At 41.7% G+C, this 13509-nt stretch carries 14 protein-coding genes; 1 reads left to right on the forward strand and 13 read right to left on the reverse strand.

Annotated elements, in window-relative coordinates; all coding sequences use genetic code 11:
• Positions 1-17: 17 nt before the first annotated feature.
• The 4 genes from CYL31_RS14140 to rluF form a co-directional block, all read right to left on the reverse strand.
• Positions 18-860: an LEA/WHy family protein gene (locus CYL31_RS14140; RefSeq protein WP_212915838.1), complete on the reverse strand. Its 843-nt coding sequence runs from the start codon at positions 858-860 to the stop codon at positions 18-20.
• 3 nt (positions 861-863) lie between these two features.
• Positions 864-1865 carry a hypothetical protein gene (locus tag CYL31_RS14145; protein ID WP_212915839.1) on the reverse strand — a complete coding sequence of 334 codons (1002 nt, stop codon included), beginning with the start codon at positions 1863-1865 and terminating at the stop codon, positions 864-866.
• A gap of 24 nt (positions 1866-1889) precedes the next feature.
• On the reverse strand, positions 1890-2243 hold the full coding sequence (locus CYL31_RS14150) for a DMT family protein (protein ID WP_212915840.1): 354 nt from the start codon (positions 2241-2243) through the stop codon (positions 1890-1892).
• 555 nt (positions 2244-2798) lie between these two features.
• Positions 2799-3872, reverse strand: a complete 1074-nt coding sequence (gene rluF, locus CYL31_RS14155; RefSeq protein WP_212915841.1) for a 23S rRNA pseudouridine(2604) synthase RluF — start codon at positions 3870-3872, stop codon at positions 2799-2801.
• Positions 3873-4116: 244 nt separating this feature from the next.
• On the opposite strand from rluF, the gene CYL31_RS14160 reads away from it, so the two are divergent.
• Positions 4117-4602: a cytochrome b gene (locus tag CYL31_RS14160; RefSeq protein WP_212915842.1), complete on the forward strand. Its 486-nt coding sequence runs from the start codon at positions 4117-4119 to the stop codon at positions 4600-4602.
• Between the two features lie 28 nt (positions 4603-4630).
• Here the strand turns inward: CYL31_RS14160 and CYL31_RS14165 are convergent, their stop codons facing one another.
• From CYL31_RS14165 to CYL31_RS14205, 9 genes are all read right to left on the reverse strand, one after another.
• Positions 4631-4990 (reverse strand): ribbon-helix-helix domain-containing protein, encoded by a 360-nt coding sequence (locus CYL31_RS14165; protein WP_212915843.1) that lies wholly within the window; start codon positions 4988-4990, stop codon positions 4631-4633.
• Positions 4991-5150: 160 nt separating this feature from the next.
• Positions 5151-5720, reverse strand: a complete 570-nt coding sequence (locus CYL31_RS14170) for a DJ-1/PfpI family protein (RefSeq protein ID WP_205115016.1) — start codon at positions 5718-5720, stop codon at positions 5151-5153.
• Positions 5721-6434: 714 nt separating this feature from the next.
• The gene (locus CYL31_RS14175) at positions 6435-6767 is read right to left on the reverse strand and encodes a hypothetical protein (RefSeq protein ID WP_212915844.1); all 333 of its coding nucleotides are present in this window, start codon (positions 6765-6767) and stop codon (positions 6435-6437) included.
• Between the two features lie 149 nt (positions 6768-6916).
• The gene (locus CYL31_RS14180; RefSeq protein WP_212915845.1) at positions 6917-7210 is read right to left on the reverse strand and encodes a YciI family protein; all 294 of its coding nucleotides are present in this window, start codon (positions 7208-7210) and stop codon (positions 6917-6919) included.
• Positions 7211-7317: 107 nt separating this feature from the next.
• Positions 7318-7737 carry an FYVE zinc finger domain-containing protein gene (locus CYL31_RS14185; RefSeq protein ID WP_212915846.1) on the reverse strand — a complete coding sequence of 140 codons (420 nt, stop codon included), beginning with the start codon at positions 7735-7737 and terminating at the stop codon, positions 7318-7320.
• Positions 7738-7857: 120 nt separating this feature from the next.
• On the reverse strand, positions 7858-8448 hold the full coding sequence (locus CYL31_RS14190) for a hypothetical protein (protein ID WP_212915847.1): 591 nt from the start codon (positions 8446-8448) through the stop codon (positions 7858-7860).
• A 90-nt stretch (positions 8449-8538) separates the two neighbouring features.
• The gene (locus CYL31_RS14195; protein ID WP_212915848.1) at positions 8539-10149 is read right to left on the reverse strand and encodes an AAA family ATPase; all 1611 of its coding nucleotides are present in this window, start codon (positions 10147-10149) and stop codon (positions 8539-8541) included.
• Positions 10150-10295: 146 nt separating this feature from the next.
• A complete protein-coding gene (locus tag CYL31_RS14200) occupies positions 10296-10946 on the reverse strand; it encodes a hypothetical protein (RefSeq protein ID WP_212915849.1) in 651 nt (216 codons plus the stop codon).
• Positions 10947-11806: 860 nt separating this feature from the next.
• Positions 11807-13444, reverse strand: a complete 1638-nt coding sequence (locus CYL31_RS14205; protein WP_212915850.1) for an NAD+ synthase — start codon at positions 13442-13444, stop codon at positions 11807-11809.
• Positions 13445-13509: the final 65 nt, after the last annotated feature.

A 13509-nucleotide genomic window follows, 5' to 3' on the forward strand; every position in this document is an offset into this window, starting at 1 on the left:
GTTACACCTATCCACTTTTAACGACTCAACATTTGCTGAGTCTCAAACGATAACGGAGTAGATTTCCAACCACTGATATTCGTATCCACATCTGCAGCTATGCTCAAATCGACCGCAACTGGTGCAGAACTTGTCAAAAGGCGATACAAACTGGCGCCCATATCCCCCATAGCAATCGAAAGCGGTATTGAAATATGCTGTGTTTTACCTTCTGACAAATCGATATTCAGTATCTTACCTTCACCCAGAGACTTACCCTCAGTTTTAACTTGATAGCGTACATCACTCAAATTTACATCAAAACGATTCGGGTTGGTGACCTCCAAATCGACACTAAGCTTAACACCACTTAACCCGATAGAAGCCACATTCAAGTTTTTAAACACAACGTCTGGCTTCTTAGGAACAGGCAACACACCTGCAAAATCAACCGGCATATTGAAATCACCTAATACAGGCAAATTGATTGCGACACTACCTTCAACCGCATAATTCAATTCTGTTTTATCTGCTAACCCACCTACGCTTTTCATGACTTGATCAAACGTCAAAGTCACAGGCAAACGGATACTGTTACTACCTTTTGCAGACAAGGATAACTTGGCATCTGGCTGATTTACCCGCGCTATATTATGTTCATTGACCAACAAATCCAGATCAAATCCTGCTGTTTTAAGGGCAAACGCATTGGGGTTTGTTACTTTAACATCCACCAATAAAGTCACCGCTTCGGTCGATAGACTTTCGATCGAAACACCTGTTACCGATGCCGTAGGTTTATGAACATCCATGGTCTTCTGCAACGCACTACAACCCGACAAAAGCACGATTAGTGCCATACCTATAAAACGAAAAAACATACCCTATACCTTTTTAATAACAGGAAGATACCCTTGTATACGCTCAGGTAACCTTTGTACAAAGACGGATCGAACTGTATGCCAATAAATAGATAACAATAGCAAAGAGGCCCCCATCACAATTCCTGTAATCGCAAAGCTATAACCAACACCACCGTAATTTTCAACCAGACTCGTCAACGCGTAAATCACATACACCAACGACGACACCATAAAGGCACGACGATCTATCGAGATAGACACCATCGTCATCAATAAATACAGGAGAACAATCAATAACATATTACCCAAGCTTTCATTACCATCCAGCACCCCAAGGCTTGAAAAAATAGGATGGATAATCAAAGGCGCTGACAACAAATGCAGCCAAAATGCCACATCCGACTTACGTGTTGTACGGCTCGTATCGCCCGCATCCCAATACATAGCAAAGGTAAATGCCACACACCCGCACATAAACAAGGTCACCATAATAAGCCCTGCACTATCAGGAAAAACACTCAGCACAGTAGAGCCTAATAACGCCAACCCAGTTCCTGTTCCAACAGCAACGGTAATAGGTACACTAAAGCGACGCCAATGAAAATAGGCAGCCAGTGTTGAAAGCGCTGTTGCAAAAATCACCGCATAACTAGACTCTGCACCAAATAGAGAACTAGCTAAGCCAAAAACGCCACCAACAAATGCCAGCAATAACATAATGGCTGGCAACGCCATTTTTCGTCGCTTCACAAAGATTTCAGCCAGCCCCCAAGACAGAGTAGCAAACACAAAATATCCCAAGCTGTCGTTAATCGACATCAGCACCCAAAGCGATGAAAACAACAATAAAGCGCAAGCAATCACGATAAAAATATCGTTAAAACCGCCAACTAAACGAAAGTTTTCTTCATCCACCGCTGAAGAGTCATTTGATAATGACATAAGATGGCGAAATTCCTCCACCGACGTGGCAGAAAAGACACCCTTCTTGACTGCTAAATTTAAATCTTCGTCTGTGTACATAACCATCCTTAAATACAATTTCTACTACACGCTAAACTTACTGCGAAATGCAAAATAAACGGCACCAACTAAACATAAGCCAGCCCAAAGGTAATCGAGCTTCAAAGGCTCTTTTAAGTAATAAACTGAAAACGGTACAAAAATCATCAGGGTTATCACTTCCTGCATAATTTTTAACTGTCCAACATTCAGCGCAGTATAGCCAATACGATTGGCTGGAACCTGCAACAAATATTCAAACAAAGCGATCCCCCAACTAATCAGAGCCGCAATAATCCATGGCTTATTGTTCAACTCTTTCAAATGCGCATACCAAGCAAAGGTCATAAAAATATTGCTACAAATAAGCAGGGAAACACTCAACGCAATAGGGTTCATACTCTGTTCTCAACAACATACACGAAAGTAAAAAAGATAAACGCTAAAAAACAGAAAAAGCCATACATCTTTGCCCGTTTGTCGCTCATTATAAACAAAATAAAAACGACTGCTTCAAACTTACAATAGCTCCTCAATAATAACTTTTTTGAACACCAAACAAGCAAAATGGAGCGACAAAAAAAATACTATTTTCGTCTCAAGTATCCCTTTACTTGCTCTGCAATAAGCACATACTCAAGTGGCTGCAAAACAACTTTCACGGCGTCTACAGCCGTGTGCAGCAACAGTCCTTACGTTGGTGAGAACCAACAAAGGTTATGCAGTGATGACTAATGGTGAATATCATGAGCAAGGGTCAAAACAGTAAAAAAGAGACAAAAAAGAAACCGCTTTTAACGGCAAAAGAAAAGAAAGCAGCGAAGGTGACCAAAAAATCTCCAACCAATGTATTAGGTAATTAATCCCTCCAGCTAGCCACCATAATATCATGGTGGCGTTAAATTCGAGTCATCTAAGCCCTAATATTATTAGGGCTTTTTTTATTACCAATCACTATGGACGCGAGGACTTTTGCGAGCCTCTGCCCGCTGATGGACGCTTACCATTGGCAGAAGGTTTACCACTACCTTTTGGCGATCCACCCGATTTGCCATTTGGTCGTTTACCACCACCAGCGCCGTTGCCCGCAGGCTTCTTACCATCACCAAAAGGTCGACGATCCTTTCCCTTCGAACCAGCAGGTTTTCTAGAATCATCTTTAGGGTGTTTGGTATTTCCTTTTGTCGCTCCCGTTGGTTTAGACGGCGCTTTTGGTTTTGAGGATGTTCTCGGTTTTGAAGCACCATCACTACGAGTGTTTTTTCGCGTCGCATTGCGAGATTTCTTCGCTGGCGCACTGGCTTCTGAAGAAGAATCTTCAATAGACTTAAGCAACACAGACAATTCTTTCTGTGTTAAATCTCGCCACTCACCAACAGGAATGCCTTTTAGGCTCACGTTCATAATCCGCGTACGTTCAAGCTTCATGACTTCATAGCCAAAATGCTCGCACATACGGCGAATCTGACGATTCAAACCTTGTACTAACGTGATGTTAAACATATTGGGCGCAACCTTAGTAACTGGGCACTTCTTCGTCATCGTCCCCAAAATCGGCACACCGCCCGCCAAACCCGCAATAAAATCATCCGTAATGGGCTTATTCACCGTCACCAAATACTCTTTCTCGTGATTATTGCCCGCTCGCAAGACCTTATTAACCAGATCGCCATTGTTGGTCAAAAAGATCAAACCCTGAGAGTCTTTGTCCAAACGACCAATAGGAAAAATACGTACCCCATGACTAACAAAATCAACAATATTATTTTTCTCGGAGCTCTCTGTTGTACTCACAATACCAACTGGCTTGTTTAACACGATAAAAACAAAATCATCTGCGTCTTGTGGCTCAATAATCTGCCCGTTCACTCTCACCGTATCACCGGCAACCACTTGATCACCCACCGAAGCGCGCTTGCCATTGATGAACACATTACCTTGTTCAATAAAGCGGTCAGCGTCTCTTCGAGAGCAGATACCGCTTTCGCTGATGTATTTATTTAAACGAGTAGATGAAGCGTTAAACATAAAGTGCCGTTTTACCTAATAAAAAGCTTTTCTTGCTGAGAAAAAGCCTAAACTGAATGAATCGTCAACAACGAGATGGCGCTCATTATATAGGAAACGCCGCGTGCATTTTAGGAGAGATAGCCAGAAAACCAGAAATATATCCATAATCGTATAACTGTTAAGAAAGTCTTAATCTTGCTTCGCTAGAATTGATTGGTAAAAGCAGCGGCACCACCTCAATCGGTTATCTATGGAGATGTAAATGCAAAACCAAGAACGATCCTACAACACAGCCCAAATCGTATTACATTGGGCTATTGCGGCTTTGATTATTTTCAATTATTTCGTCAGCGATGGAATGGGACGCGCTTTTCGCCAACACCTAGACGACAGCAACACAGGCTACAACTTAGTGGCATCACTACACGTATATGTTGGCTTGGCTGTTATTGCTTTGGTTGTACTACGTATCATCGTACGCTTGATGTCTAAAAAAACCAAAACAGCCTCAGCAAGCTTACTTGATCGAGTCTCTCGCATAGTCCATGAATTCTTATATCTACTAATGTTCTTAGTGCCCGTTTTTGGCGCGACAGCTTGGTACATAGGCATTCACATCATGGGAGATGTACACGAAATCGCCATGAATATCATGATGTCGATGGTGTTACTGCATGCCGCAGCAGCTTTGTTCCATCAATACGTATTAAAAGACGGAACACTACTAAAAATGCTGGGACAGAAATAGCGACCAATAAATGGTTACTGATAAAGGATCACTGATGCGTCTCTAGATAGCATTTCTCCTGTTCAAGAATACGATCTGTATTAAGAGACGCGATGCTCACTTCATGGGAATGCGGCAACATCCCAATGGTTTGCAGATGCAAATAGCGCATCGCACAAACTCGTAAAAAAGACGTGAAATTATCCAAGTTATGACCGGCATCCAAGGCTTCATGATTGAGCTTGGCGATCATCTGCGACAGAGACAACTTGTCTCTTTGAGCTATCTCTTCCAGAGTAAACCAAAAGAAACTTTCTAATCGAATACTGGTGACCATGCCATCAATACGCAAAGAACGAGTGACATTTTCCCATAGGCTAGGATCTGAATTCACAAAGAGCTTACACATTGTATTTTCCCTACTAAATGACTTTTTTTATTATTGGAATGAAATGACTCAATGCAAACAGTCTAGCCGAAGATGCGAAAAAATAGTCGGACGAATTTAACTTTTACTGTCTCATGACAAAATCAAATTCGCCCTAATAGACTCATCAACTCTCAGCTTGTTATTTATCTAGCAAAACATAAAACTGAGCAAGCCAAGCTGGATGAGCTGGCCATGCTGGTGCTGTAACCAAATTACCGTCCGTCACCGCTTGATCCACGGGAATATCCATAAATTCCCCTTTCGCAAGCTCCACTTCGGGCTGACACGCAGGATAAGCAGAACACTTCCTGCCTTCCAACACTCCAGCAGCCGCAAGCAACTGCGCACCATGACACACCGCCGCCACCGGCTTATTGCTATCAAAGAAATGCTTTACCATAGCAACCACGGCTTTATTCAAACGAAGATACTCAGGCGCTCGACCACCTGGAATCACCAAAGCATCGTAATCTTCAACCTTGATATCAGCAAAGGTCGCATTCAACGCAAAACGGTGCCCCGGCTTTTCCGTATAGGTTTGATCACCTTCAAAATCATGAATCGCCGTCGCCACCGTATCGCCAGACTTCTTATCTGGACACACAGCATGCACCGTATGACCGACACTCATCAACGCCTGAAACGGCACCATAGTTTCGTAATCTTCCGTAAAATCACCCGTGATCATTAAGATTTTTTTATTCGACATGACACCTTCTCCTGTATTGTTTAAAACGTCCTATGTTGTAACAGCTAGAGAAAGAGAAAAGGTATTAAGGGGTTATTACATTCAGTCCTACCCTTTTGGGAACCAAAGACCGTAGGTCTGATGAGACGAGGAACGAGGCGTAATCTGACGCTGAAAGCGAAGCTTTCATCTTGTAAGTCGCGCCTTTATTCCGCTCTGTTGAACGGGGCTAAGGTCCCTTCCCCTTTTGTTTCCAAGGGGAAGGCGGAGGATGGGGTTGTTCTTTGGCTCTTCAGGTATATTTGTTTCTTCTCAATGACTTTGTATTCCCGACCTTTATTCCGCTCTGCTGAGCGGGTAACTTTTGCCAAACGACGCAAAAGTAACCAAAAGGTCTCTTTGCCGGGCTTTCGCCCAAACGTCTAATTTGCTTTGTTTCAGGATACGTTTAGCAAGACGATTTATATCGTAAGGCATGGATTGTTTATTTGGTGGGAGATAGACCGTCAAACAATGACTCTGAAACTCCATAAAGTCGCGCAATCGGGATTGCGTCGAAGGGACAGCTTTGGAAACCCGATGCTGGAAAACCAAAGAACGTAGGTCTGATTAGACGAGGAACGAGGCGTGATCTGACGCTGAAAGCGAAGCTTTCATTTTGTAAGTCGCGCCTTTAGGACGACGCGAAACGAAGCCAACCGCTACTTTTTACTGGGACAAAGCTGGCTAATCTTCTTACGCTGAACCATAGCTTGCTGCCAGAGCATGCATTGAAACAAACGATAAATACATAATTGCATGAGTCACAACTAGACCGACAGCCCAAACTTTGGATTGTGTTGCACCACGAATAAATAAAGCTAAAGAGACAACACCCGAAACGAGTGATAATAGAATAAACACCGAGCCAAGCAAAAGCTCAATGATGTCTGATATCCCGTAGGGTTCATCTGGAGCGATATACATGTCCGCATATATGAAAGCACGAAAATAAAGCATGTATAAAAACAACACTATAGAAAGCACCGCTAATACAACTACCACTTTACTTCCTTTAGTAAGATTCATAATTAAAGTGCCTAACTTGTCCATAACTCTATCAGGACAATCCGATAGACATCCATTTCCGTGAGCTGATGCTAACGCCTGTCTCTGTGGTAGGCAAAAGAGGAGACAGCTTTGGGCTGGAGCTTTGACTGTCCGGCAGCAGCTGATTGTTATATGAGCTTTGCCAGCAATTCAAAATCTTGCCCTACCTTACTTGGAACAAACTCGGTCACTTCGTAACTTGCAACATCAGCCTTGTAAAAAGGATCTTCTTGCAATATAGCATTCAGTTTTTCCCGACTTTCTGCATGAGCAAGTATCACTCCTCCGGTTCTTGGGACTTTGCGGCCGGAAGCGATAAAATTCCCCTGCCCGTAATACTTTTCTAGATACGTAATATGCTCATTTATGTGTTTATCTACTTCTGATAATTCTACTTTGTAGGTTAGAGATACTACGAACACTAAACTCTCCTTTTCATATAGCGACTTACTAAGCGGCGCGAAATTGTTGGCTAAAATTGCGAGGAACGAGCACTAGCCAACTGTTTAGCGTCCGTTTGAGTAACTTGTTATATATTTCTTTTCTTGTAAAAATCGTTTGTGCATACCCGACAATAGTGTTTGTCATAACCATACTCATCATCTTTATAAAAACTAAGATGAAAAGTTGAATTGTCTTTCTCAAAGCAAACAGGACAAAAAGGTACATCATCTCCGTCAGCCCGATATAAAACACCGTCATATTTTAATGACTGCTTTGTTTCAAGCTGACTCTTAACGCTTTTGATTTCTTCATCTTTATCAATTAGAAGTTGCTGTACGTCAGCTAATTCAATTTTTACGTCAGCTAGTGCACTTATAAGCTCTGCTATTTGTAACTTTGTTTCAGCTTTACTTAGTGATATATCACTATTCTTTATTAATTTCGCAAGATCTGCAGCAGTTTTTACGCTTGATAAAACAGATCCTATAACCGCCAAATCGGGCATGGTGACTCCTGACTATGCTGAAATATAAAACGCCTCGTTAAGAGACAAATAATATATTGGCTAAAATGTGAAGCGGAGCGAAACCGAGCCAACATAATATTGTCCACTTTAAACAGTTTGCTAGGCCAGATTGTCAAAATCAACACCCAAAAAACGGCCACCTATTTCGAATTTCCCATGAAAACCATAGGGGCCTTTCCAATACTTTCGCAACAGGTTGACCAATCTTTTTGCAAAAGATCCTATTAACCACCTGTATCGAGACCAAAGTTTTTCAGTCATTTTCGAAGGGTCTGCTGTACTATCTTTATTCAAGCCGCAAGGATAACGTGCCCAATACTCATTGCCCTCGTTGAACTCACTGAGTATTTTTAAACTTCTCTCTTTGTATGGCAAGAGACTGGAATTTTCAGCCAGAGATTTAAGGTTATGAGTTCTTAGCTTTCTTGAAAGAGTACCGTTGGATATCCAATCTGTGGGCTCATAAATAAGAAAAGCTTTGATGATATTTTCTAGTGCAAATGATGCTAGTAAAAATGCAAATCGGCTTGTGTTATCCCAGTTCTCAATCTGTCCGGTACGGTAGTCTTTTCTGGAAAGGCTACCTGTACCGTATGAGTTCATTATCTTTTCTGCTTGCGAGTGCAAGTCGTCCGCAACTAAAAACCAGCTATGAGGATTTGCATGATAAACAAAGTCCGAATTATCCATGTAGTACGATAAATCCTTTTCGTGGCCTAACGCCTCAAACACCGGCGCAGCTTCGCTGCGTCCGAGTGCTTTGACTTGTTAGCACACTTGCTATCCGCGCTCGAATACACATGAAGCAAGATCCTGATAAGCAGCCATATTTTCAGTGAGATATTCTGAGAGCGTGATTTTAAACTTTTCAGCGTTAATACTTGAAGTAATACCGCAGAAGTTTTTAATTCTTCCAGTTTCATCCTTAAGATTTTGATTTACTATATCCGTTACAAATTGATCATATGCCTGTTCATTAAATGTCAAATTGTTTCCATTGCAGTAGCTAGCTAATACTTCTTTGTCGTATAAATAGTTTTCAATTTCCCATCTCCTAAGTACTCTATGGTTATTGGGGTTGTTCTGTAGATATACTTGCCGATCATTCTCAGTAGTATCTCTTCCTGAAGCCATGTCTCTGTCTTTTAAGACAAAGATATCTAAATCTGAAAATACTTTGCTAAGGATCGCTATGGCAATATCACTTCTTTGGTCTAGCTCAGTATTACCACCACTAGAAACAAATAGGGCATCAGGATGCTGCTCAGAAAATACATTATTGAATACATTTGCATCCAAGCCTCTTTCAGTACCATTCCTTCCAGGGCTATCTCTTCCTTCGCAGTATATAATTCGTCTAGGGCAGACAAGATTAGCTAAATCATCAAGAGCTATGGAGAAAATATCTTTCCAGCTAGCCTTTGAGCTTTTCATTGGTGTCAAGGTGTATGGCTTGGAGGCTAAATCGTATTCACTTTTAAACTGGATAACCTGACAATCGTTCTTTAGCTCTTCCTGGAGCGTCCTCAAAAAACCGATACTGTGCGTGGTTATCCATATTTGGCAGTCATCGCCGACCAATCGATTAATTTCTAATAGAAGGTTTTTTTGTATTGATGTATTAATATGTAGTTCTGGTTCGTCCAATAAAAATACGGTATCGCTATACTCATCCTTTCTCAGATATAGATCCAGAAGGATATCAACGACTTCTTTTTCTCCGGATGAAAGAACATTAAACTCAAACCTGTTAGGGTGATCTTTTTTTTGAAAGTAAAGAGTTCCTTGTGAAGCTTCAATATCGCCAATGCTGCATATTTCTAAGTCGAGGCATTTTGATATTGAAGAGTTTAAATCACCGATTATTTTAGTTTTTGCCTCACTGGGCTTGCAGTCCGTTTCATGTAAATATTTATTGAATTTTACATATAAGCGCCGATAATTTTCCTCCATCTTATCATCAAGATCAGATGCTGAAGAAGCTCCGTAGCCATTCAATCTAATCTCGTTTGTAGCCTTTGATTGCGTAACCTTCAAATTACTGTTGTACCTATAAGGGCTACGGAATGAAAAAATAGTATTTTCTTTTCCAGTACTTGCTTTTTCCTCTCGGATTTTTCGGTAGTTACCATCAACAAACTCAATATCTACGTTCTGATAATTATAGTTCGGCGTTTGGTTCATCGAATGATATTCATGATTCTTTTTGCCTTTATCTCCAATGCGATTGTGTGCGTTATTATGAAATAGCATCCCATCTAATACACTGCTTTTTCCACAACCGTTAGGCCCAACTAACGCGACAATACGTTTAGGGTCATCTCCTAAGTCGATTGTCAGCTCATGGAACCTCTTGTAACCATTTTTTAGCTGGAGTTTCTTAATTCTCATTATTTCCTATACCTCTAAATCGGTGGGCGAACCGAGGTGCTAACGCCTCGTTAAGAGGCTATAAAATAGTTGGCTAAAATTAGCGACGAAGGAGCAAAAGCCAACTGTTTTTTGTCCTTTTAAACGACTTGTTAGAAATACCTTAACTACTCTGCATTTAAAAGTGGATTGCTTAACACAGATTTTAGAGCATTATCACCTGCAATCTCACCTTTATACCTGAGGTGAGAGTGAAAACTACCAATTAAACGAGCTAATAAAATTATATTCGAGTTTAACTTATCCATGTCTTTTAAACGGATAACATAATAGTCTTTTAACATATTATCGTTTCTTGATGTTGCAGTGAGAGTCCCTGTTTTTTCCATATGATAATCAGTTATTAACATATTTGCATGGTCTTGTAGCGAAGACCAAATAATACCATCAGGGGTTGCTTCAGATATGCCCCAAACACCATGAACCATATCATTTCTTTGGCGATCAAATAGGCTATGAACCTTGAGTATTTTTTTAAATATATCTTGTAAGCTTTTATCTAAACTAACATTGGATGCTGCTTCCAATGCATCTCTTTTAGCCCTGTTATTTCGCAATGATAAAAATACAGCCACAGAAGCTTTATTTTCAACCCCAAGTAAACTTCCCATAGTAAGTGATAACTGAAGATCTACTTGTGTCCAGTTGATAGTTATTCTGCCAACTAGTTCAGCAACACCTGGCATACGCTCTATGATATCGGCTCCCATAGCCGAAGACTTACCTTTATACTGTGGTAAATAAGGTTGTCTTGCCAATTATATACTCCTTACTTGATTGGTATTTCTAACATTTTGTTAATGCGCATGCGCGTTTACACATATTTAAAACCTTCTTAATATTACTATAAGTCACTGACTATAAAGCCATTAATAGAGATACCAACAAAAGCTAAAACTGTAAAAACGAGCATGCGTGTTATTCCTTTTATCCACAGCGCGTTATTTCTGTTGCGGATATTCTTATTCATTGATATTAAAAGACTTTCTTTCTTCCTGCTAGTACAAAATGCGCACAACTAGATTATTTAAAATGGCTAAACGCGCAAAAAAGGGATCATTACAAAAATAAACTGTATATACAGTCATAATCAGCTGATTGTCGGCCTAAAGGCGCGATCTACATGTGAAAGCTTCGCTTTCAGCGTCAGATCACGCCTCGTGCCTCGTCTCATCAGACCTACATTCTTTGGTGCCTATTATTGAATTCACTATTAAGTCAGTTCGACGCGACGAAGTTGCGCGACTTTATGGAGTTTCAGGGTCATTAACAGAAAGAATCTCTCGAACCGAAAAAACAATCTATGCCTTACGGTTTAAATCGTCTTGCTAAACGCAACATCAAACAAAGCAAATGAGACGTTTGGGCGATAGCCCGACTAAGAGACCTTTTGGTTACTTTTGCGTCGTTTGGCAAAAGTTACCCGCTCAGCTTTTTCCTGAATTAAAGAGCGGAATAAAGGTTGGGAATACAAAGCTATTGAGAAGTAACAAACACACTTTAAGCCCAAAGAAACAACCCCATCCTAACCTTCCCCTTGGAAGGCAAAAGGGGAAGGAACTAAGCCCCGCTCAGCAGAGCGAGAAAAGGACAAGTTTTGAACGCTTTTTTAAAAGCGCTACTCGCCGATGTGCCAACCATTGGTAATCGGGTAACGACGATCTCGTCCAAAACCACGAGCGGTAATACGAACACCAGTCGGAGATTGGCGACGTTTGTATTCGTTCACGTCGACAAGGCGAAGCACACGATACACGGTTTCTCGGTCGAATTTCTTGGTCGCGAGAATAGCTTCGGCACTTTGGTCTTCTTCGATGTACATGCGTAAGATTTCATCGAGGATATCGTAGCTTGGCAAAGAGTCTTCGTCTTTTTGATCTGGCGCCAATTCCGCTGAAGGTGGTCGAGTGATGACTCGCTCAGGGATGACGTAGCCTAAGGTATTGCGGTAGCGGCAAAGCTTGAAGACCAAGGTTTTGAAGACGTCTTTTAGGACGGAATAACCGCCGACCATGTCGCCATATAGAGTGGCATAACCAACAGCCATTTCGCTTTTGTTGCCTGTGGTTAATACCATGTAGCCTTTCTTGTTAGAAATCGCCATTAGGGTGACGCCACGAGTACGGGCTTGTAGGTTTTCTTCTGTGGTGTCTTTGGCGTAGCCTTCAAACTCTGGCGCTAGCACATCGGTAAAAGCTGACACCATAGATTCAATGGGTAAGACACTGTATTTCACACCAAGCAGTTTTGCCTCTTCTTCAGCATCGTGCAAGCTGATGGAAGAGGTGTAAGTATAAGGCATCATGATGGCTTGAACGCGGTCTGCGCCGATGGCATCTACTGCGACAGCCAGAGACAAGGCTGAGTCAATACCGCCACTCAAGCCCAGCACAATACCTTTGAAACGGTTCTTGGTGATGTAGTCACGTAAACCAAGCACCATGGCTTGATAGACGCTAGCCTCCACTCCTAGCGCTGGAGCAATAACACCAGCGACTGGCTCAACCTTATTAGGCTGGCTTTCATCGACAATCATGTCAATGCTGTACAGACCAGCTTCAAACCAAGGCGCTTGCATGATTTTCTCGCCTTTAGCGTTGACCACAAAAGAGCCGCCTTCGTAGACTAATTCGTCCTGCGCGCCCATGTAGTTCACATAGACAATAGGTAAGGTCACTTCTGTCGCACGCTGATGAAGTAGCTCTTCGCGCTCGCCCATTTTTTCAATATGATAAGGCGAGGCATTTAGGTTCAGAATCAGTTCTGCACCAGCCGCTTTAGCTTGGGCAATCGGCTCTGGATGCCAAATATCTTCACAAATACTTAAACCAACTTTTACGCCTTTGATATCCACAAGGCCCGCTTCGCGGCCTTCGCTAAAGTAGCGTTTGTCATCAAAAACTAGGAAGTTAGGCAGTTTCTGCTTGGCATACTCTACCAATAATTTACCTTGGTAAATCACGCCAGCGCAATTAAATAGTTCGCCATCAATACGACGTGGATAACCAACCACTACATAGATATCACGAATCTCGGCTAATAATTTCGCCAAGGCAGATTCAATACGTGTATCCAAGCTAGAACGTAGCAGTAAGTCTTCTGGTGGGTAGCCCGTTAAAGTCAATTCTGGGAAAACCACTACATCTGCACGCTCTTCATCACGGGCTTTATTTGCCGCTTCGATGACAGATTGGGTGTTTTTTGTAATGTCGCCGACCAGCATATCCAGCTGGGCCATTGCAATTCGTAATGTCATACAGTTGCTATCTCGTGAACTCTGTTAGAATATGCCCGTTATTGTCTGGAATAACCTAAGCTAGG

Source organism: Marinomonas sp. A3A (assembly GCF_018336955.1).
GTDB classification, from domain to species: Bacteria; Pseudomonadota; Gammaproteobacteria; order Pseudomonadales; family Marinomonadaceae; genus Marinomonas; species Marinomonas lutimaris.